The following is a 26082-nucleotide window of genomic DNA, read 5'->3' on the forward strand; positions in this document are numbered from 1 at the left end:
CTATTCTACATCATTCTCTAGTTTCGAAAGAAGTCTATTATTTATTAGCAATTCTGTGTTAAATATTTCAATCATTACATTTGTTGATGCTATGTATTGTCTAAACAAAAAAATCACTCCATTTAGAGAAGCTATTATATTTATTTTTTCTGTCATAGTTATTTACTATTCGCCTAAAATATTGTATCTAATCTATGAATTTTATGCTTACTTACCTAGATTCTTCTAGCTGGCAGTATAGTTTTTGCATTTCAGTATCTATCTGCTTTATAGATGTATGGTTTAAAACTACTTAAGTTATTATAAGCCTTTCTCAGAGTGTTAAATTTCGAGTATAGCTACTAAATTGCTACATTTATGCTAAAAAAAATGTGGTTTTTGATAGCAAAAATTGCCTAAATCACCTGCTATATCTGACATTTTTGGAGGTTAGAAATGGTGCGAGATTTGCGTAATTTTGCAAGCAATAGTTGCAAAATTACTAATAATAACAGTAGCAATATAGATATAATAATAATAAAAAAATAATAATAGATCTAGATCTACTGAAGATAAGTTAGTAGAGAATGATCAAAATAAAAATGAAGCTCAACAGCAAAATTTGAAGTTTGAATATACGGAATCTGATGATTTTATAGAAATTGAGTTAGTTGGAAATGATCAAAATAAAAATGAAGATCAACAGCAACAACAGAATTTGAATTTCTATGAGCTTAGTGATGTTAGTAATAAAAAGCCATCAAACAAGGATTATGAGCAAAATAGTGAGTTAGCAACTTCAGCTATTACTAAGGATTCAGAGGTTGAAAAGAATAAATGCTGCCCAAAAGAAAAAGACTAGCAGATTATTATCCACTAACGCCAGAAGATGCAGTTATACTGCAACGTATGTCTAGTAGAAGCTTCAACATATACTTCATAAATCAATTACTGTTGAAGTTATCAAATAAATATCCAAACCGTCATTTTGTAAATAAGATAGCAGTGCTAAACTATATGGCAAAAGACTTAGCAAATGAATTACTAACTACTGAGCAGGCTAATAGCGGAAATTTTAGATTTAATGATGTAGGAAGATTTAAAGAACAGTATCTAGCAAATATTGAATCTGGTACAGATCGTAGTATGAAGGCTCAGTTGAAGCGTAAAATAGCTGGAGTCTTTGAAGCAGATATGGCTTATCAAATTTTAACATCTTGTGATTTTGAGGCAGCGGTTAAAAACAAATATTACATCAAGTTGCTTAAGAATATTACACTGTCAGATCATATTAAATTCAAGATACTACAGGAGGTACGAGCTGTCCATGGCAACGATATTGAGCAGTTACAAGTTATACCATTTGATGAATCAAAACAGGTTACAAATAGCACAACGGAGTATCAAAAAACAACAGTTTTACAGCAACAAATAAGTGATGAAGATTACCTTTCAGAACTTAGTAAAGAGCTAGGATCTAACTCTATATTGTTCAAAGTACGAAAATACATACTTCAACATTACGAATATGAGCAAGTTATTGATAAAATATGGTTTAGTAAATTAGAAGTTGTAAATGAAGATAATGTTAATAAAAAGATATTCATTAAGGCTCTAACAAGCTTTGCGAATAGCTATATCAAATCAAATTATAAGCTCATTCTAGAGCGTGCTTTTGAAGCTCAAGGATTTTCATTTGAATTAGTTAAGTTTGTAGCAAGTTAGGTTAATGATTAATAGCTGTGAAATACAAAGTTCTACTCAGAATAAAATTATGGTGCTTTATTTATTTCTTTGTTATATTGTAAGTTATATGATAATTATTATAATAGATTGCGAAGGTTCAAAAGGGTAAAAATTCATGAATAATTATTTATCATTTAGCATTTTACTGCTAAGCAAAGTTGTACTGAAGATTATATTACAATAGTGATAGTATAATTTTAGGAGTAAAAATATGTCTGAATCTAAGGCTAAATATGCTTTAGTTGCCATACTTTCTATTCATATAGTTTAGCATACTTTTTATATCAAACTCTGATTTATTAGAGCCAACTTGAATTTATTAAGTTAACTATTTGTTCATTTTTCCTGTTGCTTTATCATATTTTACAATTTTCTTAATTGACTTTAGAAATTTTTACAATTATACATTTAATATAAAACTTTAAATATAGATTAAGAATTATTAAATATATGATATCAGATGAAATACGACAAGAAGCTTTTGAATATGTGAAAGCAGGTAATAAGACAGCTCTTCTAAAATTAACAGCCTTGCATCCTGAATTAGTTCATATAAGATATCAAGCAAATGATGATACACTACTCATAAGAGCGTTTAAGTATCTAAGAGAGGACATCATAGAAGACCTATTGATTCTTGGAGCTGATATCAGTGCTAAAGATAAGCATGATATGCCTGCTACAATGTGGATTTATGCTACTGAACGTACTGATTTAACTACTGAGGAGTACGATAATACTGCATTACGTATGTCAAAAAAATATCTTTCTCTAGAAAATGCTAAATCTTATTCAGATGAATACACTAATTTTCTACTAAACGGCGTCAAAGATAAGTTTTCAGTACATTGTAATAATGACGGATATGATCATACTACTATACTAACAAAAATTATACAGAGAAATTTAGTACAGTCTGCAGAATGGTTTATTAAAAATTTTCAACTTAATAATCAAAATGAGATAGCGGAAAGCCTTATAGCAGGTACCATCAGAATGTCTAGCGGTAACTTAACTAGTACTGAAGTAAGAAATGTAGAATTTTTACTAGAAAAACATTTGAATCTAATAGATGAAAACTCAAAGTGTGCTAATAATTTAGCAGAGATGCTCTTTCAAGAAAAATTCTATACGGAATATACTCGATATGAGAGGAGTTTTCCTAAATTTAAAAAGTTGCAAAGTGGTCAATCTATTGGACATTATGGAAGTAGTGTTTACCATGATATTCATGTATTAGTTGCAAAGATACTAATAAAATTTGGAATTGATTTACAAAAATATGAATCATACGTTGAAAATTTAGCATCTATACATGATAGCCTTATTCCATTATTCTGCGAGAACATGAATCCAAAGGATTATAATTCGTACTTTAAAAACCTACCTAATAATGTTAAAGAATTATTGAAGCCAGAGCTTCCTCCTAAGTATCTACAACCATTTTCTTCTTATACTACAATAGATTCATATGATGTATTTATTAATCGCAAAATGCATAGAAAATTAGACAATGTAGTAATATTGGAATCTACTAAGAAAAAGATATTACAGCTTACTAAAGTTAGTAGTATTCTTTCTGCAATAAAACATGCTAAAGATTACGAAGATTTTCATATTTCATATGAAAATTTACCTATTACAATAGATGTAGTATTAAATAGAATCGATTATCTAAGAAAAAAAGATAATGCTCAAGAATTTGAAAAACAGGAAGTTGAAGCTTTATCAAACTTTATTAGTGATAAAATTACCTTATCTGTTACAACTGATGAAGAAGCTATAGATGTATGCAATAGCTTCATAGAATATTTTATGAATAAATGTAACAGCATAACACGTTTTGAAGAGTTTTTGAATGAAAATATGCTAGAAGATAAAGCTAATAAGGCTCTTAAATCTATACTCTATCAAACAACAGAAGATAGTTTTAAAACAAATGTTTCTAGCTTAGCAACTAAAATTGTAGAACTAACAGATGGAGTAGTGCTTCCATTGGACATTGATTTTTTAAGTTTAAATAATACTAATTCAAAAATAGTAAATATTGATTATGAAAAACAAAGCTTAATTAAAAATAACCTAAAATTGTTCAGTTGTCCAAATACATATCGTATTCCTAATGATGATAAATTAGAAGAATTATCATCAGACAAGCATCTGGGCAATAATATTACTGAGTATTATAAAAATCATCCAGAAGCATTTGAGCCAATGTCGATGTTGTTAGATATCGCTTATGATGAAGACAAGTTATCTAAGCAAGAGGAAGGATTAAGTAATGCATATGCAAATATGAAATCAAAAGCTGAAGAAATGCCATTGTTGGTAGATATTATCATTCGTTGTAAAGACGAAAAAGATAAAGAGGAGAGTTTAAAAAAATTAACGCAAGTAATATCAGAATTAACACATGAAAATCTAGTTATTCAGGATTCTGTTAATTTATGTATGAAATTAAAAAAATGTTTAAATATTACTCCACTTGAGCTATTACTTAAAGAATATCAAGATAAGTATGCTTTATTATTTGAAGAGTATGACAATGTGATAAATTTTTGTAATGAGAAATGCATTATCGGTAATGTAGAAATGGAGCCAGGTAGTGTAGATTTATAAAAGGCTTGTAAAATAACTTGGCTTAGTTTTATAAGAGGTATATTAAATTTATTAAATACAAAGTTTGATATAAGAAAGGTGTTGAAATATATGAAAGATAAGGATTATAGGATTTTTTGCTTTTATGGATAGTGTTAAACATTATTTTTTCTTGATAATGTGCTTTCTATTAAGTATAAAATCTTTACTAGAGCCAGCATAACAGTTATGCTTTTTTCTTTTTTGAATCTAGTAGTTTTTAATATGGATTTTTTATTCTTATCTTTTTTCTATTTTTTATATCGAACTATGATTAATTATAGTTAGTAATTAGAAGTTCATTAACGAGACTTTGTTGTTCATTGATTGAGTATGTAACTCCAATATGAGTGATGAAGAAGTCTTTATATAAGTCTCTAATAAAGGCAGTATTATTATTTGAGATCATAATCTTAACACCTTTATTTGTTAATTCTTGGACAAAATCCCGTAATCTAATTTGATCTTTTTCATCAAATGGAAGACTATTATAGAACTGTTCTCCAGATTTATGGTAAGGAGGATCGAAATAAACAAAGTCATTTTGTTGAGGCTCTATAAATGAAAAATCTGTAGCATAAATTGATACACCATGTAAAAGGTTGCTGCATTGGTTTATTCTAGATGCAATGTGGAGTTTAATGTAGCATTCACCAGAAAATGTTTGAGCAGATTGTCCGTTTTTGTAGACTCTATAAATTCCTCTAAAAGAATATTTATTAAGATATATAAATTTTGCGGTAATTTCATTCGGATTATTACTATATTTGTTTTTAACTTTATAATAATAATCCTTTGAATGATGTTTGTGATATAAACTCAGTAATCTATTGACCTCATTAGGATTATTTTTAACAGCATTATAGCTAGTAATTAAATCAAGATTGATGTCAGACAAAAAACATTGTTTAAAAAGATGCCTAACTTGAAAAAATAAAGCACCTCCACCAAGGAATGGTTCATAGTAATTATAGTGTGGACCTTGAGGAAGATGTTCTATTAATTTATTAACAATTCTTCGTTTACTACCAATCCAATGAAGAAAAGGCTTAGACTTATTAGCAACAGCTACTGACACATGAAGTTTAATTAATTTCTGTTAGTTGAATCTCTATTGAGATTATACCAGAAAACAGCTTGTAATGCTAGTAATAATAACGCTTACAAGACTTTTTATGTATCCTTTTTGAATAAGATTTATTATTGATTATAACCATAAGTAAGGAATGTAATAATTTTACATCAACATTAGATTATTATGCAAAAATTTAACCTAAAAATTAAAAGATTTTAATAGACTAATAAAAATTATAATGCTACTCTATACCTTATATTATCTAGGTTTCAAAACTTTGATGATAATGATCTGAAGATTAAATAAAACAAAGGGTTGAACTTTTGGAATTAATCTTCAGAAACCATTTTTTAAACAAAAACAGTAGGGGAATTCTATGCCTATTGAAGACGAAGGTCAAAATAAAATCAATAAATTAACCGAAAAATTATCTACAGAGGGAATTAATAGCACAACAATAAAACAAATAGACGCTGAATTGCAAAAACTATACTGTCAGCTAGAGGAATCTGGGCAAGTAAGCATAAAACTCATAGATTGGATACAATATTTTAGGCGAATCGTAAATAACTATGATAAAAAAAAGGTAAATATAATAGCTTCTCTAAATGGAATAATTTTTTTATTTAGACAATACATAGCATCAACAAATATAAGGATTGAAACATTTAATATAGAACCGCTAATAAATAATACTGTTATCAGAATGAGGGAACATTTTGAAAATGAGAATATAAAGCTAAATGTTCAAAATGACATAAAGACGGTTCTGATTGGAGATAGTTTTCGAATAAAAGCAGTAATAAGTCAGTTAATTGGTAGTGCTATTATAAATAGCAGCAAAAATAGCAAGATTACTATTAACCTCAATCAGTATTCAGAAATATTACAATTTACAGTACAAAACATAGGACTAAGCACTTCTAAAGAAAAATTAGAAAGAATAAATGCTGAACTAGAGAATACGAATTTGGTAATGTATCAAGAACTAGGAGAAGGATTAGCATTTATAAAACATCTTACAGATCAGCTAAAAGGAAGACTAAGAGCAAAAGAGGAAAATAATTACATAACTTTTTCATTTGAAGTGCCAATAACTAGTTTGAATTATTCTTTAGGAGAATGCTATGAAAGAAAAGAAGAAAACAATTAACAAATGGATGGTACAAATTCCTCCAATACCAATTACGTTAGTGAATGGAGAGAGTGAGAATATCGATGAATATATGGAAATAATAACAAAGCTAAGAAAAGCGAAGTATCAGGTCGAGGTAGCTGAATCATTGAAAGAATATTGTACAGATTTAATACAGGAGATTAAATATAGATTTAATATTGCAACGAGTGAAATTGTAAGGCTTGCAAGCGAGATCATGTTAAATGATTCGGAAAATAAAGATAAGCTGAAAACAATATTAAATCGATCAGCAAATCTCCAAGAGTACTGTAATGATGTAGTTTACACGCTTAGAAGCGAAATTGAGCATGAAAATTTATGTTTAAAAAAATTTAGCATACAAAAGCTAGTAAAGGATGCCGTCAGGAGACTAGAAGACATTGCAAAAGAGAAAGATATAAAAATCAATTACAATTTTCAGTACAAAATGAAGGATATTGTGACTGGAAATAGTGATCACTTACAAGCTATATTAAGTCAATTAATAGGAAGCGTCATTAGATTTAATCACAGATGCCAGGTTATAATTACGGTTCATTTGTTTACTGTAAAAAATTATATAAAAAGCGATAACATACTACAATTTAGAATACACGATACAGGAAGTGGTATTTCAAAAGAAAAATTAGGGAATATAAAAGCTAAATTAGCTGATTTTGAGTTGGTACGAGACTATCCGCTAATGCTTGAATCAGGATTATGGTTTGTAAATTACCTTATTAATCAACTTAATGGAGAAATGGAAATAGAAAGCGAAAAAGACAAGTTTACAACCATTACTTGCAATATTCCAGTACAACTTTTTTAATCAAATTAATTCGCTTCTTTTTCAGTTTTTGTCTGAGATTGGAGTACATAAAAAGTTTAATTTATTGTATAATTTATTAAAGATTATTTAGAGATGAAAAATGATAGACTTTTATAGCGAAAGCTTACTAAATAAGCTGTTTGAAACCAACGTAAGATTTAATACTGAAATTGATCTTGATAAAGTTGAAAAAGCAATATTTTATGCCCAAAAATATCATGGTCAGCAAAAGAGAGATACAGGAGAACTATACTACACACATCCATTAGAAGTAGCTTATATGGTAGCAGACTACAGCTTTGAAACAGATACAATTATTACTGCAATACTACATGATACACTAGAAGATACAACATTAACTAAAGAAAAGATTGTTAAGGTATTCGGTAGAAAAATTGCAGAACAGGTTTCAGATCTTACCAAGATTAAGGATAATAAAAAAAATCAGTTCTAGAGAGATGATTCAAACATTATATAACCGAAATAAAACAGAACTATTATTAATTAAGCTTTTCGACCGATTCCATAATATTCAGACTGTATCAATAAAACCTTATGAAAAAAGACAAGAAATCATACTAGAAACTCAGCAAGAATTTATACCTCTTGCTGAATATCTTAAATTACCAGAAATTGCTATAGAGCTAAATAAATACTGTGAGCTTTATACTACCAAATAAGCTAAAGTTTAATAGGTGGTTAATGTAGTGAATTGCAGAAATTAAAATTCAATAAGAGAATGTTCATGTAAGTTATTTTGTTGTATAATTTAAAAAGAATAGAAAATATGAAAAATATATGCACTTATCAAGATTTTTAGATCCAAAGAATGATGTAGCATTTAAAAAGATATTTGGATCAGAAAAAAACAAGGACATACTAATACATTTTCTGAACGATATATTGTTGTTTGAAGGGAATAGAAAAATAATAGAAGTAGAGTTTTTAGGAACGATATTAGATGCAGACATAGCGTCTAAAAAAGAATCAATAGTAGATGTTTTGTGTAAAGATAAAAACGGTGCGCAATATATAATAGAAATGCAAGTAGATCCTACACAAGGATTTGAAAAAAGAGCGCAGTATTATGCCGCAAAAGCATATGGCAGGCAACCAAATAGAGGAAAGGAAGGAAAATACTCAGACCTAAAGGAAGTTATATTTATAGCTATAGCAGATTATAAATTGTTTCCAAACAAAGAAGACTATATATCAAGGCATGTAATATTGGATAAAAAGACATATGAGCATGATCTAAAGGACTTTTCATTTACCTTTATAGAATTACCAAAATTTAAAAAAAATAGAGTGGAAGAGTTAAGTGATATAACAGAGAAGTGGTGCTATTTTTTTAAACATGCAAAAGAAACAACATTAGATGGATATCATAAAATAATAGGTGAAGATTTAATAATAAAAAGAGCGTATGAGGCATTAGATCAGTTTAATTGGAGTGAAGACGAACTAATAACCTATGAACAAGAGTTAAAGCGTATATGGGATAATAAAGCAGTAGAAGATTATAAACTCGAACGCGCTAAAGCTGAAGGTAAAGCTGAAGGTAAAGCTGAAGGTAAAGCTGAAGGTAAAGCTGAAGGCATAAAGCTCGGTGAATCTAAAGCAAAAAAAGATTTGGCAATAAAATTATTGAAATCTGAATTATCAGTTGAGACAATTGCTGAATATACGGATTTATCAATACAAGAAGTATTAAATTTAAAAAATAGTGTAAAATAATAATGAATATACAACACAAAATCTTACTTTTGATGTGTTGTATGCTACTTCTATTAGATGCTTTATATCACACTACAAGTTCTATACTATACTGAACATTGAGAAGGCCATTCTTTAAGGCCTCAATGTCCTTAACATGACCGCACCATTCTTGACGAAAGCTATTCCATTTTAAGCCATGAAGGCGAATGTGGCGCTTAGTGTTTTCGTCTGGTTCAGAGGTGAATTTTAAAATCACAGCAGCTTTATTTTGCTGTTCTTTATCAAAAATATCTTTACCTATTGTAGTCCAATGATCCTGAACATTTGGATGTTGTGTTAAAGTTTCTTTTAGTGAAACAATTGCACCAAATAACGTATTTGCTGATAAGTGATCAAGCTTAGCTTTAGCAACTAATCCACCCATTTCGATAAGACGTCGAGTACGCATTTTACGTTCTTTAATTTTAAGGTTAACCTCATCCATGATTAGCTTAGCCTTTTTTTGCTGAAGAGTAATTTTTTGCTGCATAAGATTTGCCATGTTAGTAATTCAGAAAGATAAAAAAATCAGGCAAGAATATATCAAAATAAAATCCCAGTAAAGAAAAAAAACCGCGCCTACCAAACCAACATCAAATAATTATAGTCAAAAAAACGTGAATTCAAGGTTAGAAGCTTCATTGAAAAATAAGCTTACTACGCAATATGCAATCTATAAAGATTGCTGCTAAAAAATGAGTACTCATTAACCGATTGAATGTTAAAAAAAAAGAAGTTTATGCTAGCAAAATCAAAAAAACCATGCTAACTTAAAACTCAGGTGAGAATTGGTATTGAGATGGCGATACAGTTTGCAAGGATTGAATTTTTACGTAGAAGTGAAGGAGGTGATAGTTGTCGTAAGGCAGCGTATAATGCAAGAACTATTGTTGAAAACGAGAAGACAGGTATAAAGTATAACTTCTCTCGTAAGAAAGATAACGTATATCATACAGTGCTGATACCGGATTATGTAAATCAAGACTTCAAGAATATTCAAACATTAATGAATGAGGTAGAACGAACAGAAACAAGAGAAAATAGTAAGTTGTTGAAGGATATAGTAATAGCATTGCCAGACGAGAAGGAGCTAAATTTAGAGCATAGAATAGAACTAACTCATCAAATAGTTGATGAAATGGAATGGGTGCAAAAAGGTATTGGAGTACAGATAGACATTCATAAGCCTCAAACAGGAGATAAAAACTGGCATGTACATATATTGCTTACTATGAGAAGATTTAGAGAAGATGGAACTGGTTTAGGAGATATAGCAGTAGATTTAAACCCAAAAATCATAACAGTTAATGGCAAAAAGGTTGTTATTAAAGATCCCGAGATGATTCATGAAAGAGTAAAAGAAATAATTAATGCATATTTCGCTAAATTAGGCTTACCATATAGAGTTGACGAGATAAGCGAAGTGCCGGGAAAGCATATTGGGAATATTAAATATATTGAAATTAGGAATTTAATTAATGAAGTATTAAATGAAAATGAGTTACGTAAAGAGGCTCATTTGAAGATTATTAATGATGCTGACGTAATAACAGATTCTATAACACATTACAAATCTATTTTTACTAAGCAGGATGTTGAAAAAGCAGTAAAAGATATACCAGATCTAACAGCAAGAGAACAGTTAGTTCAGCAAGTGCTTAGTTCAAATAGAATACTAGAGTTATACCATGATGATGGTGAAAGTAGCAAATATTTTACGACAATTGAGGTTCGAAATGAGGAGACGAGAATAATCAGAATAGCTAATAAAATCAATAATCAGGTTTATTACAACGATATTTACAATCTTAAAAGTGATATCGAAGGTCTAGCAAATGTTAGTGAAGAACAGAAACAAGCTCTAAGGCATATTTTGCTTAGCACTAGTGGAGTTAGAGTCTTGAGAGGAAGAGCTGGTATAGGAAAATCTTATGTTTTAGCAAAAACGTATGAGCTTGCAACAAATCGTAGACAAAAAGTTATTGGCCTTGCTCCCACTCATAAGGCAGTATCAGAGCTGAAGAGCAAAGGTTATACATAGGTCTATACAGTAAAAGGATTTTTATATAATCGAAAAAAAATTTTTATGCAAGACAGCTTAATAGTAGTAGATGAAGCTGGAATGGTAGGTACTAAAGCTTATGCAGAGCTGTTTAGAGTAGTTAGAAACAATAATTGTCAACTGATACTTGCTGGAGATGAAAAGCAGTTAGCTTCAATAGAAAGAGGTGGAATGTTTGAGATTCTGAGTAATATTTTTGGTTCACATGTTTTAGTAAATATTCGAAGACAAAGTAAAAACTGGAGCAGAGAAGCAGCAATGGAGTTTGCTGAGAGTAATATTTTAAGCGGTATAACCTTACTGAGGCAAAATAACTGCGTTAGGTTTGATAATACGTTGCAGGACTCAATGAGTAAGTTAATATACAACTGGAGTCTAAGCAAATTTAAGCTACATGAAAAATTGGTAATTACAGTACGTAATAAAGATGTCGACATTCTTAATTCAAGTATTAGGTCTTTGTTAAAAGCAAATGGTACGCTAAAAGGCACAGAATATGAGCGTTCTATTGATGGAAGGAAAGAGTTCTATATGGCAGGAGATAGAATCGTATTTCAAAAAAGCTATAAGGATTTACAAATACAGAACAGTGAATTTGCAACTTTAACTTCTGTTAATAAAAATGAATTTGTAGCTAAGACAGATGCAGGAAAAGAGGTGAGTTTTGATCCTAGTAAAATACAATTTAAACATGGCTATGCAAGTACTGTTTATAAGGCTCAGGGAGCTTCTATAAAAGATGTATACGTTTTGCATAATGGAATAAGTAATATAAGCAGCTCATACGTAGCTATGACAAGGCATATAGAGAAGTTGCAGCTATATTGCAATAAGAAAGCTACTGTAAGCATTAACAGTTTAATAAATCAGCTCAGCAGACCAAATGATAAATCAGCTAGCATAACTCTAAAAACTGCTCATGATTTGGAGAAAGAAGGGACAAAGACAACTGTTTTTAGTAAAGTTTTTAGTAAAGTTGAAAACTGGTTTAAGTCTATAATCAATGATATCAATGATAGATCTCATGTGAATGAAGAATATTATCATTTTACCGCTAAACCAGAGCAAGAAGCTAAAGTAGAAAAAGTCCAGCAAGAGAATAGCATAAAGCAATGCACCACCAAAGATATTTCTACTCCATTGTTTATGCAAATCAAAGAACAAAGACAATATGATTATGATGTAACCATTCTGTCAGCAGAAGGAAAAACGATATCAAGTTTTCAGGAAGCTGGCATTGATAGCAGAATGGTATATAGCTCAAATGTAAATAATTTAAAGTATTATCAGCCATTTCAAGGAGAAAAGATTCTTATAGCTGCAAATAATGATAAACAAAATAAAGAATATGTAAGCACTATAAACGAGGCTGTAAAAGTACTGACAAGGAAAGGAGCAATTACTAGCATCGTAATTCATTCAGAAGGTGAAGATTTTAACGAAATGCTAAAAAATAAAGGAGCAATAGCTGTTAAGGAGCTTATGATACCTGAAATCATGAAGTTAATTAATACTCAGAACGTAAAAACAGAGTCTGAACAAGTGGTGAAAACTGACATAGCTCAAAAAATTGGACTTAGACGGTAGTGCTGAAGATTTGAAATTGAATGTAAGCTATTCATTCACAGGGCGAATTACAAAATGAGATAAAAAATGATAACCGAAAGCGATTTTTGTAATTCGCATTATGCCTTGCTAAGAGAATATTGGAAGCGCTGGAATTTTGAAGATCTGCATCTGTTAGAAAACTATCTCAACAATCACTTAGCAATAAAATTATAATTCAAACGGTAAAAATAGCAAATATTTATACCGTAAAACAATAGGTAAAATCAGCGGATCATTTATAACAATAGCAAAACGAAATGCGAATGACCCTAATATAACAATTATAGCAGAAGGCGCTGAAACAGCATTGAGCTTGCAGCAATCAGGCATTAAAGGTAATATCATTGCTAGTGCAGGAATTGCGAATTTGAGAAATTATTCACCATTTCCTGGTGAAAAAATCATCATTGCAGCAGATAATGATAGCAAAAATCCTATAACTAATAATACTGTAATTAAAGCTGCAAAAACGTTAGAAATGAAGAGAGCGATAACTTGTATAGTCAAACCACCAGAAAATGGTGATTTTAATACTCTGTTGCAAAGTTGTGGAGACCAGTCAATTAGAGACATTATAGAACCTGAAATTACTAAACTGACTAAGGCAGTTGAAACAACCAAACTTACTCAAACAGAAAATAATAGTATAGCAAAACAAAATGATATTACGAATGTTAAAGAATTGTATAATAAATCGTCATCTCTATACTACTTTAAACAAGAAGAGGAAGCTAAGGTGGAAACGATAGTAGTTAATAAATATCTAGAAAACCATACAGGAATTTATAGTTCAAAAATCTTTAATAATCCTAATTTAAGGGCAAATATGGTTTTTGATGAAGAGACTCAAAAATCCTGGCCCAAAAGAAAAGATCATTCTAGCAGTTAAAAATGACGTAAATACTGAAAAAGCTGAAAAAGTTCTGGAGGATAAGGAAGCAGTAGTCTGCACAGTCAAAAATGACTTCAATAATGTATTAAAAACTCAAGGATTATATGCTGTTAGAAATATTATCAGCCCTGAAATAAGAAAACTTAATGAAAAAATTGAATCAATACAAACTAATATACAACCAGGATTATGTCCGAAACACTAGGCAGAGTATGACACAGCATTTTTTATTTAAAAAACTATAGAGTGAAAAAATATGACAAAACAATTAAAGCATGATTCATTGGCAAAGACAATCATGAGTGATCCAGTGGCTGCACAAGAATTTCTAGAGTATTATTTACCAAGCGATTTCAAGAGTTTAATAGATTTATCACAAATAAAAGTAGAGCAAGAGAGTTATATAGAAGAATCGTTAAAGAAAAAATACAGCGATATCGTCTATAGAGTTGCAACCAAAAAGCATGGCAATGCTTTTATTTATATATTAATTGAAGCTCAATCAACCGTCGATTATTGGACAGCTCTGCGGTTATGGAGATACACATTGTTATTGTGCGAAAGGCATAAGAAAGAAAAAACTAAATTACCATTAGTGTATAATTTAGTGATCTACAACGGCAAAGAGGTCTACAAAGCACCTAGGAATTTGTGGGATTTATTTACCGATTCAATGATAGCTAAGCAATTAATGACTTCTGACTATCAATTAGTCGATTTGCAAAGTATGTCGAATGATGAAATTGTTAGGAAAAAGCATATCGGAATGCTCGAATATATGCTAAAGCACATTCATCAACGAGATATGTTAAAGCTTTGGGAAGAGTTTCTAATAAAGTTCAAACATGTTTTAATACTTGACAAAGAAAAAGGCTATATTTACCTACGATCATTTTTATGGTATACTGATACTAAATTACTAGAGAGTCAGCAACCAGAATTAGAGCAGGTTCTGGCTAAGTATTTATCTGAAGAAGAAAAAAGTAATATTATGAGAACTATTGCTGCAAAATATATTGATGAAGGTATAGAGATTGGTGAGACTAAAGGCAGAGCTGAAGGTATAGAGATTGGTGAGATTAAAGGCATAGCTAAAGGCAGAGCTGAAGGCAGAGCTGAAGGCATAGAGATTGGTGAAGTAAAGGCTAAACAAGAGCTTGCAAGGAACTTATTAAAAGCTGGCTTTTCAGTTGAATTTATTTCTGAAAATACCGGATTGTCAAAAGAAGAAGTGGTTAATTTAAAAAATAACATAGAGTATTAATTTTTCGAATTAATACTCTACTAACTTAAGTTTTTTGAGCAATTTATATTCACAAACAAAAGCTGTATTTAAGTTTTGTAGCTGCATAGTTAGTTTTGTGATGGGAAAGTTACCGGCAAGCTTTACATAACATGTAAGGTCTGGTAGGTTCATAATTTCAGATGGAATAACTAAAATCTTTTTACGCTCAACATTATTCATATTTACTCCATCTCGCATAGTATTTGATCCATATGACAAGTTCTCTTGAGTTTCAATAATTTCTTGTTCACCTAGTGTTAATGCTGACTTATAAGCTGTAACCTGATCGCTAACTCGAAAAATAAATTTACTATTAAACAAATCCAGCATAGAAGCACATTCAGCAGCCCCATATATTGCTTCTAATTGATGAATGTTCTGCAATCCAGCAACAAAGCAGCCTCCATACTTTCTACTTTCAGCCAAAGCAACTGGTAAAGACGAAACTTTTTGTAGAGCTGGCAGTTCATCAAGTATAAACCACATGTTTTTGTTATCATGATTAGGATTTCTACACATCAAAGCTTTGATAGCTATGCTTATCCATGCTGAAATAAGTGGGCATAAAGTAGCTCTTTGATTTGGGTTAGCTGTGATAAATAGCCAGCCAGTTTCATTTGAATTACTAAACCATTCCTTGATGCTAAAACTACCTCCAGGCTTTAAATATTGTAGCGAAGTAATATTCTTTCCAAGAGTAGATTGAATTCCTGCAGAAGTTTCGAGCGCGCTTTCGCTTATAATACCTGATACAGCTGTGTTTCTAAAAGCTTTTGCAAATTGTCTATTATCAGAGTAAATGATTGTATGAATTAGTTTTATGATATCTTTATCATCCTTATATAGCTTCAATGCTTCAGACAAGACTAATTCAGCATTTTTAGCAAAAAAGTCATCAAGTTTAGGAGTATAATTACTAAAACTACTCGCTATATCATGAAAATCAGCTGCTTCAAAACAATCATTCCAAGGCAACCATTGTTCACTATTTTTTTCAAAAGGATTAAGCAGTTTATCACATTTAGAGTCAAAAAATCTATCAATAAAAGTTCCAGTTGTGTCTACAATTATTGCTCGATCCTTATGTAATCGAATTTGTGGTAGCAGTTCGTTAAGCATATTAGTTTTACCGGTACCTGTTGTTCCAGTAATCAGAATGTGTAATCTTTCACTATTCTTTACTAATGGTAAGCCTCCAAAACGGATTTTAGAGGCCTTTTTAGCTCTTTTTAGCATTTTGGCTAAGCATTTGTATCCTACAAAATCAGCACCTCTAATTTTGGCCTTAATAATCGTTTTTTTACCTTGAGCTGTAAAGAAAACAATTGAGATTATCACACCAATAGCAAAAACAATTAATCCTTCTAACAATGCTGAATTAATTAAGAATTCCAATAATTGCTGTATTTTAAATCCATGTTGGCTTGTATAAAACTCATGCAAAAAGTCTTGAGCATTGAGGTGCATCCATTTTTTAAACCTTAAACTATAAAACTTAATGCCTATTTGATCGATATCATAAAAATGCTCACCAATTGCTAGCTTAAGCTGCACATATCTTTCAATTGCAAAATAATACAAGCTGCTCAGAAAAACTTTTTGATATAATCGACATATAATCCAGAATATCGATAATCCTAATCCAATTATAAAAACGTTGGTACTACCTTGCCCAAACATTCTTAACTTATGGGCAAATAACTGCGAGCCCCTGGTGAAATTTCCTTGATTCTGAAAATTCATCTATCTCAAGAGTATTTTTTCAATATCTGTAGTTTTTGCTCATACTCTTTTACTCCAGTAAAATTCTTCAATTCTGTTAACCTTTTTAACATTGTTTCATGTTCTGCAATGATATTTAGTATTAAATCACCACACCCCACCTCCAGCACTAGTACTAGTACTACTACTTTTACTGTGGCTAGTACCTGTATACTCAGTAGTAGCAATGCTACTAGAACCAACCTTCTGCAGAGCTTGGTATTCACTCTCAGTTAGACCTATATACAGAGCTTCATCATGAGTTATCCTGTCGGCTATTTCCATGGTAATGGAGTTTCCTGTTGAAATAAGATTGGACTCTTTTTTTGTCAGTGAATCAAGATTGCTCTGTGAACGCACAAACTGGTTTTGATATCCAGATTGTAGCAGTGCAGAAGAGCGGTAGTTATCTAATAATAAATCTACGTTTTTATTTATAATTTGTCGACCATCATCCGTTGTAGTGACTTTTATACTACCATCATTGATAATAGCAGCCATATGTAATGAAGGAGCTAGGTTTTGTTGAGAAATAGTTCTATTGCCTATGCTGTAATTATCCATACTCAAGTTATTGTCGACTATATTACTTCCTAAGCTGCTAGCAACTTGTATAGGAGAGAACTGGCTGGCTAAGTTAGCTGTAGCATGAGCGCAAGCTTTTATCACTGACCAAGAAAGCATTGGTATTGATGATGCAAGCATTTGAAACGTCGCATAGCTATATAAAATCATCTCTGCAAAGCTTCCTTGCGATAGCATATTCAGACCATAATCACTACCGAAAGCTCCAGATTTACTGGATAAGCTGATCATTCCTAGACAATGGATTATTGTAAAAAATACTGGCCAGCTGCTGACCCATATTATTAATAGAATCCATGTTTTGAGTATGTTGTAACCACCAGGCAGTAAGCCCATTGGAAATACAATAAAGATCATTGAAACTACTAATGCAAAAAAAACAGATTGTAAAATAGGCATCATGTGAGCAGCCATTTCCCCAGCGACTAGATACGAAAATGATTTTTGAAAGAGCCCTCTGATTGCATGCATACTCACCAGATTAGGATAAATTCGTGATAATGAAAACTTCTCACGCCAGTCATCATATGACTCACGATTAGCATTAAGTAGCATAGCTTGCTTCATCCATTCATGAATATCTTGTTGCTCTCTCTGTAAATATTTTAGTGTGTCGCCAGTCATGACTTTTAGTCTTTGACTTAACATGCTTGACTGATCAGATTGAACTCCAATCGCTGCTGCGAACTTTGTTAGAAGCCCTTCATTTAATTCTTTATGAATTGCTGCTTTAATCAATGGAGTAGCTTGTCTGTATGTCTTGAAACTAATACCTAAATTACTCGGTTCGCGATAATAAATACCGAAATTATTAGGTATATTCTGCTCGATAAATCCTATGATATCATTAGTTTGTTGAGCAGCTGCTTTTTTACCTAGAATATTACCTATGATGTAAGGCTTCATAAAGCATTGTCTAAGAAATTCCTTAGTATTAGTTAAAGTTACTGGATCATGTATTTGCACATCTCGAATCTTAGCTACAGCCTTAGCTCCAAACATAATACCAGTTTTTCTGCTCGATAGTCCTTCATAAGCCGGTAAAAGATGATTTTCCAACATTTTGGACACAAAGTAACTCGTTTGCGATGAAAGAGAAGCAAACATTGCTATACCTATAGGTAAAGCTGCAAAGACATATCAAATATAAAGAAAAAGGTTAATTTTTGTTAACTTCTGCGCTTTATAGAACCTGCTATTAACTTCTGTTAACTTTTGTTAATATTTATAATTAATCTTCAACTTTAGCTATAAATATATTTTCAATATTTGTCAATATTACAAAAAAATTAAAGCAATAGGTAGAAAATAGGTAGAAAATAGGTAGAAAATAGGTAGAAAATAGGTAGAAAATAGGTAGAAAAAAAAATTTATGGTAAACCTGATACCATCTGCCTTAGAAGACCAATGTTACCTATATAACATCTTATAATTAATAATGTTCATGTAAGTTATTTTGTTGTATAATTTAAAAAGAATAGAAAATATGAAAAATATATGCATTTATCAAGATTTCTAGATCCAAAGAATGATGTAGCATTTAAAAAGATATTTGGATCAGAAAAAAACAAGGACATACTAATACATTTTCTGAACGATATATTGTTGTTTGAAGGGAATAGAGAAATAACAGAAGTAGAGTTTTTAGGAACGATATTAGATGCAGACATAGCGTCAAAAAAAGAATCAATAGTAGATGTTTTGTGTAAAGATAAAAATGGAACGCAATATATAATAGAAATGCAAGTAGATCCTACACAAGGATTTGAAAAAAGAGCACAGTATTATGCAGCAAAAGCATATGGCAGGCAACCAAATAGAGGAAAGGAAGGAAAATACTCAGACCTAAAGGAAGTTATATTTATAGCTATAGCAGATTATAAATTGTTTCCAAACAAAGAAGACTATATATCAAGGCATGTAATACTGGATAAAAAGACATATGAGCATGATCTAAAGGACTTTTCATTTACCTTTATAGAATTACCAAAATTTAAAAAAAATAGAGTGGAAGAGTTAAATGATATAACAGAGAAGTGGTGCTATTTTTTTAAACATGCAAAAGAAACAACATTAGATGGATATAATAAAATAATAGGTAAAGATTTAATAATAAAAAAAGCGTATGAGGCATTAGATCAGTTTAATTGGAGTGAAGACGAACTAATAACCTATGAACAAGAGTTAAAGCGTATATGGGATAATAAAGCAGTAGAAGATTATAAACTCGAACGCGCTAAAGCTGAAGGTAAAGCTGAAGGTAAAGCTGAAGGTAAAGCTGAAGGCATAAAGCTCGGTGAAGCTAAAGCAAAAAAAGATTTGGCAATAAAATTATTGAAATCTGAATTATCAGTTGAGACAATTGCTGAATATACGAATTTATCAATACAAGAAGTATTAAATTTAAAAAATAGTGTAAAATAATAATGAATATACAACTCTTGACGAAAGCTATTCCATTTTAAGCCATGAAGGCGAATGTGGCGCTTAGTGTTTTCGTCTGGTTCAGAGGTAAATTTTAAAATCACAGCAGCTTTATTTTGCTGTTCTTTATCAAAAATATCTTTACCGATTGTAGTCCAATGATTCTGAACATTTGGATGTAAAGATAGCTGGTTCAAAAAAAAGTAGCATTATTTTTTGAACTCTAAGATTTAAGACTATATCTCTTAATATTTAGGAATATTTTTTGATATATAGTCTATAATCTAGAATAATAAAACATTCTTAACTTATGAACATGTGACTCTGTACCTTGATTCTAAAAATTAATCAGTTATGATGTGGAGATTGCTTTTTTTTAATTTTTTTGCAAGTTCATTTGCTAACTGGTATGCGTACTCATCATCATAATCATATTTAACAGCCAGTTCACAACTTTCCATTGCTTCTTGATGTCGCCCTAATTCCTTCAAAGCAGCTCCTTTATTAACATAAGCTAGTGCAAAATCTGGTTTATACTTAATAGCTAAATCAAAATTCTCTATTGCATCTTGATATTGTTCTAGTGTACATAAAGCAGTTCCTTTATTATTGTAAGCATTTGGTAAATCTGGTTTATACTTAATAGCTTGATCATAATTTTCAATTGCTTCTAGTAGCTTATCAAGCTTTTTCAAAGCATTTCCTTTATTAACATAAGCTAGTGCAAAATCTGGTTTATACTTAATAGCTATATCATAATTTTTAATCGCCTCTTGATGGTGCCCTAATGCCTTCAAAGACTCTCCTTTATTAACATAAGCTTCTACCAAATCTGGTTTATACTTAATAGCTACATCATAATTTTTTATTGCCTCTTGATGGTGTCCAAGTTCGCATAAAGAAACTCCTCTATTAATATAAATACCTAGATTAGTTGAATCATATTGAATAGCTTGATCATAATTTTTAATTGCTTCCTGATATTGTCCTAATTCGTCTAAAGATATTCCTTTATTAACATAAGCCTCTGCATCATCTGGTCTGTATCGAATAGCAGTATCAAAATTCTTTATTGCTTCCTGATGTTGTCCTAGTTCGTATAAAGAAAGTCCTTTAGAATAATAAGCTTCTGCATCATTTGGGTTGTATCGAATAGCAGTATCAAAATTCTTTATTGCCTCTTGATGTTGTCCTAGTTCGGATAAAGAAAATCCTTTAGAATAATAAGCTAGTGTAAAATCTGGTTTGTACTTAATAGCTAAATCAAAGTTCTCTATTGCTTCTTGATATTGTGCTAATGCCCTTAAAGACATTCCTTTACTAACATAAGCTTCTGCAAAATCTTGTTTATACTTAATAGCTATATCAAAATTCTTTATTGCCTCTTGATGTTGTCCTAGTTCGTATAAAGAAAGTCCTTTAGAATAATAAGCTTCTGCCAAATCTGGTTCATATCTAATAGCTGTATCAAAAATTTCTATTGCCTTTTGATGTTGTGCTAATGCCTTTAAAGCCATTCCTTTATTAACATAAGCTTCTGCAAAATCTGGTTTATACTTAATAGCTATATCAAAATTCTTTATTGCCTCTTGATATTGTCCTAGTTCGTATAAAGAAAGTCCTTTAGCATAATAAGCTTTTGCCAAATCTGGTTCATATCTAATAGCTGTATCAAAAATTTCTATTGCCTTTTGATATTGTCCTAATTCCCTTAAAGCAATTCCTTTATTCATATAAGCTTCTATAAAATCTGGATTACACTTAATAGCTACATCATAATTTTTAATTGCTTCTTGATATTTTCTTAACTGAAAAAATGAATTCCCTTTACTAAAATATTTGTTTGCTAGCATATCTTTACCCTAAAATTAAATACTGTTATATGAGCAGATTATTTTGATGCAACAGATGTAACTGTATTAATAATACTGTCATATATTTCATATGATTTATAAAAATTACCCTTTAAATTTTTGATTAGCTGTGATAATTGCTAAATCAAATGTGCTGTTACAAATTTTCTTTTTTACAGCCTTATTTTTAATACTATCAGAGATTTCATCAAAATTCTTTATTTTTTTTATTATTACCATCAGTTATGTTATTCTAAAATTCTTACTCTATATTTTCTATCAGTACTGATGTTGCTAGCTGTACATATATAGTCATTCGCAATGACTATAGTTTAAAAACAAACATACTGTGAGCTTAATGCTAATAATTTAACAAATAATTGACAACAGTTAGCAATAAACTTTACAATCATAATAACAATTAAAAATATAAGGTGATTATGAACAGTACTATCATAATAGACAACATTACATCAGCAAAAGCGCACTTTGGATCTGTAGTTGAGTGTGCTAAGTATTTAGCCAACAAATATGTGCGTGAATCTACAACTGCATGTGCAATGACTGCAATTAAGTATACATCTTCAGTTATTCATAGGATAGAGCCTAGGTTACTATGTGGTACTGGAACAGATTCTGTTGTTCGTGATGTATGTGTTAACAGCCATAATAGCAACACAACACTCATTATGAAACCTTGGCCATCTAGCCTGTTAACAAGCATTAAGGAGTGTACCACTCAGGAAATATTCACACCTAGTAATGTATCTGCTTGTAGTAGGAAGATTACTGATCATTGTTGTGTTAGCTACTGTAAAATTAGCAACTGTACAGAATATTTAACAGAAGTTTGGGAGAATTTTTTTGCTAATACTACCTATAGCAAAGCAACATTTGATGACATGACAGTTAGTTCTAGTGTAAATTTTGTTAATGTTACAACTAGTCCTGAAGAGGAAAATTTTTTCACTTCTGCTACAGCAACAGTAGCAGGTGTAATAGTTCCATGGATAGTGCCAACAGTACTAGCAGCCTCTGGATGTATAGCATTATATGGAATATATCATTTGCGCTCCTCAAAAAATAAAACCAGTTCTTTGCCTGTAAACAGTGTAGACGTAGGTACAAATGCTAATACTAGTGTTAAAAATTTAAATGCAGAAAAAATTCCAACAGATTTCCTAGATAATGATGAACAAGCACATCTTTATGAAGATCCAAAGACATGTAAATATGAAGAAGCAGCATATGATGACACTGCACTGCCAATATCAGGTCAAGATGCAATAAAGGCTGAAGCTGTATAAACATTATTCTACAACATTCTCTATACCTCTTATCATAATCTTTATTGTTAATAGATACTTTTTTCTTATTTAAGATACAAGCTCAAGTTTATACTGAACATTGAGAAGGCCATTCTTTAAGGCCTCAATATCCTTAACATGGCCGCACCATTCTTGACGAAAACTGTTCCATTTTAAGCCATGAAGGCGAATGTAGCGCTTAGTGTTTTCGTCTGGTTCAGAGGCAAATTTTAAAATCACGGCAGCTTTATTTTGCTGTTCTTTATCAAAAATATCTTTACCTATTGTAGTCCAATGATCCTGAACATTTGGATGTTGTGTTAAAATTTCTTTTAGTGAAACAATAGCACCAAATAAAGTGTTTGCTGATAAGTGATCAAGCTTAGCTTTAGAGCAACTAATCCACCCATTTCGATAAGACGTCGAGTACGCATTTTACGTTCTTTAATTTTAAGGTTAACCTCATCCATGATTAGCCTAGCCTTTTTTTGTTGAAGAGTAATTTTTTGCTGCATAAGATTTGCCATGTTAGTAATTCAGAAAGATAAAAAAATCAGGCAAGAATATATCAAAATACAATTCCAGTAAAGAAAAAAAACCGCGCCTACCAAACCAACATCAAATAATTATAGTCAAAAAAACGTGAATTCAAGGTTAGAAGCTTCATTAAAGAATAAGCTTAAGCGGGTAGGTAAGCGCAGAAGCGCTTTTCCTCCCAAAGAACCGTACAAGCGAATTACTCCGCATACGGCTCAAGCAATTTACAAACAGCTGCAATAAGTTGTCCGCGATTACTGTGTACTTGTCGATGGCAGTTTTCATGCAATAAGCACAAATTGTTAATATGGTCAGTGCCACCACATCTTATAGGTGTTATATGATGTACATGAACACTTTCACCATTATCTATTAAATCAAAACAAACAAGACATTTACCCTTTTGTCTACGCCAAAGAATCTGCCTAGATTTAAACAAATACTTAGGGCTATCAGCCTGACGTTTATGCCAATATTCTCTAAGTTTTGAATTATCAGGAGAAGATTTACCTTTAACAAGAATATGTCGTTTAATCGTTGTCCATTGTAATTTCCATAGATATAGATCTTTATTCATAAAGACCCAATTATCATTTCTGCCTTTAATGCGACCCCAATACTTTTTCTTAAGCCATTCCCAGGATTTTTTAGGATGTTTTCTACATGCAAATCTTGCTTGTCGAATCCACATCCAACAGTCTAAATTGGAAAAAATTTTCTTGGACACAACTTTGTTGAAATAACTGCACCATCCAAATATTTTAGAATTTAGATTATCAATTATTCTATCAATATTCCATGAGAAACTTTTTTTCCATTCTATTGACATTCGTTTTTTAAACGACTTTATAGAGTCTTTAGACGGTTTAACTAGTAGAGCTACACCTCTTCTTGTACTATTGGTTTTATATTGTCGAATATTAAATCCAAGGAAATCAAAACCTTCATTAATATGAAGTATCCTGGTTTTTTCCTTTGACAATTCTAAGCCTCTAATACTTAACCAATCATTAATAATACTTTTGGCTCTGATACATGAGCTTTCTGACTTAGCGCAAACGACAAAATCATCAGCGTATCTCACTAAAGCATATTCGGATTTAGAATATAGGTGATCATACTTATTATAGATAATATTAAGTATATCACTCATTCCATGAAGAGTTATGTTTAAAAGTAATGGAGAAATTAATCCACCTTGTGGAGTACCAGCTGTTGTTTTGATAATTTGATAATCCTGCATTACACCAGATTTAAGCCATGCTTGAATCCAATTACGAGCAGGGAAATTTCCTATAATTTTCAAAAGAAAATTATGATCAATATTATCAAATGCTCCTTTAATATCAGCATCTAATATCCAATTTCTATTGGTTCCATGTCGAATAATACCAGATATTCTCTGTATTGCATCGTGAGCGCTACGTCCAGGTCTAAAGCCATAGCTGCAACCTTCAAACTTAGCTTCCCAATATGGTTCAAGTGCTGATTTTACAACAGCCTGTCTACACCTATCCACAATAGTTGGCAAGCCTAAAGGTCTAGATTCGCCATTACTTTTTGGTATGTATACACGCTTAATCGGTTTTACAGATGATAGATTATTATCTGCTAACTTTTCCATCAACAGACTCCTTTCTTTATCTGTCTTAACAACTATTTTATCAATTCCAGGACTTTTTCGTCCTTTGTTGATTTGAGTAACACGTCTTATAGCAAGTAACCTATTTGCTCTTGATTTTAACATCAATCTTTGTAAGTTACGTACTAACTTCATATTACCATTTGCAGATGCCCTATAAATACGTCTACGAAGATTATTAACCTTTTGTATAATTTCTTTCCAGTCTATTGAATGCCAATAGATTTTCTTGAAATTATCTTTAGTCTCAATTGTTACATTTGCGTTTAGCATTCACTTTTCCAATTAATTCATAATCTTGTTTACCTATTTAGGGTAAATCACCAGTCTTAAGTTAGCATCATTTCTGATTAGCATATAAATGCCTATACACTCAGTTATTAATTTCTGTAGTCTTTCGACTTAGTGTCATTTGCTTTCTAAGACCTCTCTTACCTACTATCAGTTGCCTAATAATAGGCTTACCATGTTTCACTCATCAGAGAGACGTTAAGTTGGTTATCTTCTTTATACCGAGGAGCTGGCATTTTTAAAGAAGGCTGCGTATTCCTTCTTACAGCTAAGCTTTTCAGCTTTATCCTTATAACAGAATTTATCTGGAGTATCTGCTTCTGCATTGACGATATTTTCCATACGAAGATTCACTTTCGTTTAACCAATTTTAACTTTACCTTGCCCCTATTTCCCATCCAGATTAGTACTTTAGTTAGGCTTTCTATCGCGCTTAGTACAAGACCGTTACCAATCTCGCACCGCAATAGCGGTAACTAAGGTTTAAATGCAACCTTGCTACATTTCTGTAGTCTCTGTTTGAGCGACCTCATGTCGCACTACGCAATATGCAATCTATAAAGATTGCTGCTAAAAAATGAGTACTCATTAACCGATTGAATGTTAAAAAAAAGAAGTTTGTGCTAGCAAAATCAAAAAAACCATGCTAACTTAA

At 31.0% G+C, this 26082-nt stretch carries 21 protein-coding genes and 5 pseudogenes; 14 read left to right on the top strand and 12 right to left on the bottom strand.

Annotation, left to right across the window (positions count from 1 at the left end; translation table 11 throughout):
* Window positions 1-156, bottom strand: coding sequence for a hypothetical protein (locus tag DK405_RS14445; protein ID WP_223844963.1), 156 nt, complete (start codon window positions 154-156; stop codon window positions 1-3).
* Window positions 157-601: 445 nt separating this feature from the next.
* Between DK405_RS14445 and DK405_RS15865 the strand changes: the two genes are divergently transcribed.
* The 3 genes from DK405_RS15865 (at window position 602) to DK405_RS09275 (ending at window position 4344) form a co-directional block, all read left to right on the top strand.
* On the top strand, window positions 602-841 hold the full coding sequence (locus DK405_RS15865; RefSeq protein ID WP_045916290.1) for a hypothetical protein: 240 nt from the start codon (window positions 602-604) through the stop codon (window positions 839-841).
* A complete protein-coding gene (locus DK405_RS09270) occupies window positions 817-1704 on the top strand; it encodes a hypothetical protein (RefSeq protein WP_231967766.1) in 888 nt (295 codons plus the stop codon). The genes DK405_RS15865 and DK405_RS09270 overlap by 25 nt, the downstream gene beginning before the upstream one ends.
* Before the next feature lie 471 nt (window positions 1705-2175).
* A complete protein-coding gene (locus DK405_RS09275; protein WP_064612812.1) occupies window positions 2176-4344 on the top strand; it encodes a hypothetical protein in 2169 nt (722 codons plus the stop codon).
* Between the two features lie 292 nt (window positions 4345-4636).
* Here the strand turns inward: DK405_RS09275 and DK405_RS09280 are convergent, their stop codons facing one another.
* A complete protein-coding gene (locus tag DK405_RS09280) occupies window positions 4637-5440 on the bottom strand; it encodes a DNA adenine methylase (protein ID WP_064612811.1) in 804 nt (267 codons plus the stop codon).
* A 373-nt stretch (window positions 5441-5813) separates the two neighbouring features.
* Between DK405_RS09280 and DK405_RS14455 the strand changes: the two genes are divergently transcribed.
* From DK405_RS14455 to DK405_RS09300, 4 genes and pseudogenes are all read left to right on the top strand, one after another.
* Window positions 5814-6590, top strand: coding sequence for an ATP-binding protein (locus tag DK405_RS14455; protein ID WP_064612791.1), 777 nt, complete (start codon window positions 5814-5816; stop codon window positions 6588-6590).
* Window positions 6565-7422: a sensor histidine kinase gene (locus tag DK405_RS14460; protein ID WP_064612810.1), complete on the top strand. Its 858-nt coding sequence runs from the start codon at window positions 6565-6567 to the stop codon at window positions 7420-7422. The genes DK405_RS14455 and DK405_RS14460 overlap by 26 nt, the downstream gene beginning before the upstream one ends.
* A gap of 100 nt (window positions 7423-7522) precedes the next feature.
* Window positions 7523-8102 (top strand): annotated as a pseudogene (locus DK405_RS09295) (HD domain-containing protein).
* Between the two features lie 118 nt (window positions 8103-8220).
* Window positions 8221-9159, top strand: coding sequence for an Rpn family recombination-promoting nuclease/putative transposase (locus DK405_RS09300; protein ID WP_109510686.1), 939 nt, complete (start codon window positions 8221-8223; stop codon window positions 9157-9159).
* Window positions 9160-9226: 67 nt separating this feature from the next.
* Here DK405_RS09300 and DK405_RS09305 read toward each other — a convergent pair whose 3' ends face one another.
* Entirely contained in the window at window positions 9227-9682 is a 456-nt protein-coding gene (locus DK405_RS09305; protein WP_109510687.1) for a conjugal transfer protein TraD, read from the bottom strand.
* A 297-nt stretch (window positions 9683-9979) separates the two neighbouring features.
* Between DK405_RS09305 and DK405_RS16255 the strand changes: the two are divergent.
* The 5 genes and pseudogenes from DK405_RS16255 to DK405_RS09325 form a co-directional block, all read left to right on the top strand.
* Window positions 9980-11509 (top strand): annotated as a pseudogene (locus DK405_RS16255) (AAA family ATPase); the annotation flags it as partial.
* A gap of 483 nt (window positions 11510-11992) precedes the next feature.
* Window positions 11993-12829, top strand: a complete 837-nt coding sequence (locus DK405_RS16260) for a conjugal transfer protein TraA (protein WP_081420560.1) — start codon at window positions 11993-11995, stop codon at window positions 12827-12829.
* Between the two features lie 334 nt (window positions 12830-13163).
* Window positions 13164-13739 (top strand): toprim domain-containing protein, encoded by a 576-nt coding sequence (locus DK405_RS09320; RefSeq protein WP_231967772.1) that lies wholly within the window; start codon window positions 13164-13166, stop codon window positions 13737-13739.
* Window positions 13687-13947 carry a hypothetical protein gene (locus DK405_RS14470; protein WP_045912347.1) on the top strand — a complete coding sequence of 87 codons (261 nt, stop codon included), beginning with the start codon at window positions 13687-13689 and terminating at the stop codon, window positions 13945-13947. Before DK405_RS09320 ends, DK405_RS14470 begins: the two co-directional genes overlap by 53 nt.
* A gap of 51 nt (window positions 13948-13998) precedes the next feature.
* Entirely contained in the window at window positions 13999-15006 is a 1008-nt protein-coding gene (locus DK405_RS09325; protein ID WP_064612548.1) for an Rpn family recombination-promoting nuclease/putative transposase, read from the top strand.
* Window positions 15007-15015: 9 nt separating this feature from the next.
* On the opposite strand, the gene DK405_RS09330 is transcribed toward DK405_RS09325, so the two are convergent.
* The 3 genes and pseudogenes from DK405_RS09330 to DK405_RS09335 form a co-directional block, all read right to left on the bottom strand.
* Window positions 15016-16770: a type IV secretion system DNA-binding domain-containing protein gene (locus tag DK405_RS09330; RefSeq protein WP_109510690.1), complete on the bottom strand. Its 1755-nt coding sequence runs from the start codon at window positions 16768-16770 to the stop codon at window positions 15016-15018.
* Between the two features lie 5 nt (window positions 16771-16775).
* On the bottom strand, window positions 16776-16910 hold the full coding sequence (locus DK405_RS15145; protein WP_269459330.1) for a hypothetical protein: 135 nt from the start codon (window positions 16908-16910) through the stop codon (window positions 16776-16778).
* Window positions 16897-18498, bottom strand: a pseudogene (locus DK405_RS09335) (conjugal transfer protein TraG N-terminal domain-containing protein); the annotation flags it as partial. The pseudogene DK405_RS09335 and the gene DK405_RS15145, both read right to left, overlap by 14 nt.
* A gap of 372 nt (window positions 18499-18870) precedes the next feature.
* On the opposite strand from DK405_RS09335, the gene DK405_RS09340 reads away from it, so the two are divergent.
* Window positions 18871-19797 carry an Rpn family recombination-promoting nuclease/putative transposase gene (locus tag DK405_RS09340; protein ID WP_064613245.1) on the top strand — a complete coding sequence of 309 codons (927 nt, stop codon included), beginning with the start codon at window positions 18871-18873 and terminating at the stop codon, window positions 19795-19797.
* A gap of 14 nt (window positions 19798-19811) precedes the next feature.
* Here the strand turns inward: DK405_RS09340 and DK405_RS14475 are convergent.
* From DK405_RS14475 to DK405_RS15150, 3 genes and pseudogenes are all read right to left on the bottom strand, one after another.
* Window positions 19812-19985, bottom strand: a pseudogene (locus DK405_RS14475) (conjugal transfer protein TraD); the annotation flags it as partial.
* A 156-nt stretch (window positions 19986-20141) separates the two neighbouring features.
* Complete coding sequence (locus DK405_RS09350) at window positions 20142-21650, bottom strand: tetratricopeptide repeat protein (protein ID WP_064613243.1); 1509 nt, start codon at window positions 21648-21650, stop codon at window positions 20142-20144.
* 105 nt (window positions 21651-21755) lie between these two features.
* The gene (locus DK405_RS15150) at window positions 21756-21890 is read right to left on the bottom strand and encodes a hypothetical protein (protein ID WP_258230711.1); all 135 of its coding nucleotides are present in this window, start codon (window positions 21888-21890) and stop codon (window positions 21756-21758) included.
* A 200-nt stretch (window positions 21891-22090) separates the two neighbouring features.
* Between DK405_RS15150 and DK405_RS14480 the strand changes: the two genes are divergently transcribed.
* Entirely contained in the window at window positions 22091-22957 is an 867-nt protein-coding gene (locus DK405_RS14480) for a hypothetical protein (RefSeq protein ID WP_064613241.1), read from the top strand.
* A 69-nt stretch (window positions 22958-23026) separates the two neighbouring features.
* Here the strand turns inward: DK405_RS14480 and DK405_RS09360 are convergent.
* The 3 genes and pseudogenes from DK405_RS09360 to DK405_RS15155 form a co-directional block, all read right to left on the bottom strand.
* A pseudogene (locus DK405_RS09360) lies at window positions 23027-23484 on the bottom strand (conjugal transfer protein TraD).
* Window positions 23485-23693: 209 nt separating this feature from the next.
* Window positions 23694-25409 carry a group II intron reverse transcriptase/maturase gene (ltrA, locus tag DK405_RS09365; protein ID WP_109510691.1) on the bottom strand — a complete coding sequence of 572 codons (1716 nt, stop codon included), beginning with the start codon at window positions 25407-25409 and terminating at the stop codon, window positions 23694-23696.
* Window positions 25410-25643: 234 nt separating this feature from the next.
* Window positions 25644-25769, bottom strand: a complete 126-nt coding sequence (locus DK405_RS15155) for a hypothetical protein (RefSeq protein ID WP_269459331.1) — start codon at window positions 25767-25769, stop codon at window positions 25644-25646.
* Window positions 25770-26082: the final 313 nt, after the last annotated feature.

This window comes from Orientia tsutsugamushi, assembly GCF_900327275.1.
Taxonomy (GTDB): Bacteria; Pseudomonadota; Alphaproteobacteria; order Rickettsiales; family Rickettsiaceae; genus Orientia; species Orientia tsutsugamushi.

Coding starts and splice junctions, on each gene's coding strand:
- DK405_RS15155 (WP_269459331.1), bottom strand. CDS start 25,769: ATGGAAAATATCGTCAATGCAGAAGCAGATACTCCAGATAAATTCTGT.
- DK405_RS14460 (WP_064612810.1), top strand. CDS start 6,565: ATGAAAGAAAAGAAGAAAACAATTAACAAATGGATGGTACAAATTCCT.
- DK405_RS09325 (WP_064612548.1), top strand. CDS start 13,999: ATGACAAAACAATTAAAGCATGATTCATTGGCAAAGACAATCATGAGT.
- DK405_RS09350 (WP_064613243.1), bottom strand. CDS start 21,650: ATGCTAGCAAACAAATATTTTAGTAAAGGGAATTCATTTTTTCAGTTA.
- DK405_RS09275 (WP_064612812.1), top strand. CDS start 2,176: ATGATATCAGATGAAATACGACAAGAAGCTTTTGAATATGTGAAAGCA.
- DK405_RS09340 (WP_064613245.1), top strand. CDS start 18,871: ATGCATTTATCAAGATTTCTAGATCCAAAGAATGATGTAGCATTTAAA.
- DK405_RS09305 (WP_109510687.1), bottom strand. CDS start 9,682: ATGGCAAATCTTATGCAGCAAAAAATTACTCTTCAGCAAAAAAAGGCT.
- DK405_RS15150 (WP_258230711.1), bottom strand. CDS start 21,890: ATGGTAATAATAAAAAAAATAAAGAATTTTGATGAAATCTCTGATAGT.
- ltrA (WP_109510691.1), bottom strand. CDS start 25,409: ATGCTAAACGCAAATGTAACAATTGAGACTAAAGATAATTTCAAGAAA.
- DK405_RS09300 (WP_109510686.1), top strand. CDS start 8,221: ATGCACTTATCAAGATTTTTAGATCCAAAGAATGATGTAGCATTTAAA.
- DK405_RS14445 (WP_223844963.1), bottom strand. CDS start 156: ATGACAGAAAAAATAAATATAATAGCTTCTCTAAATGGAGTGATTTTT.
- DK405_RS14470 (WP_045912347.1), top strand. CDS start 13,687: ATGAAGAGACTCAAAAATCCTGGCCCAAAAGAAAAGATCATTCTAGCA.
- DK405_RS09270 (WP_231967766.1), top strand. CDS start 817: ATGCTGCCCAAAAGAAAAAGACTAGCAGATTATTATCCACTAACGCCA.
- DK405_RS14480 (WP_064613241.1), top strand. CDS start 22,091: ATGAACAGTACTATCATAATAGACAACATTACATCAGCAAAAGCGCAC.
- DK405_RS09330 (WP_109510690.1), bottom strand. CDS start 16,770: ATGAATTTTCAGAATCAAGGAAATTTCACCAGGGGCTCGCAGTTATTT.
- DK405_RS14455 (WP_064612791.1), top strand. CDS start 5,814: ATGCCTATTGAAGACGAAGGTCAAAATAAAATCAATAAATTAACCGAA.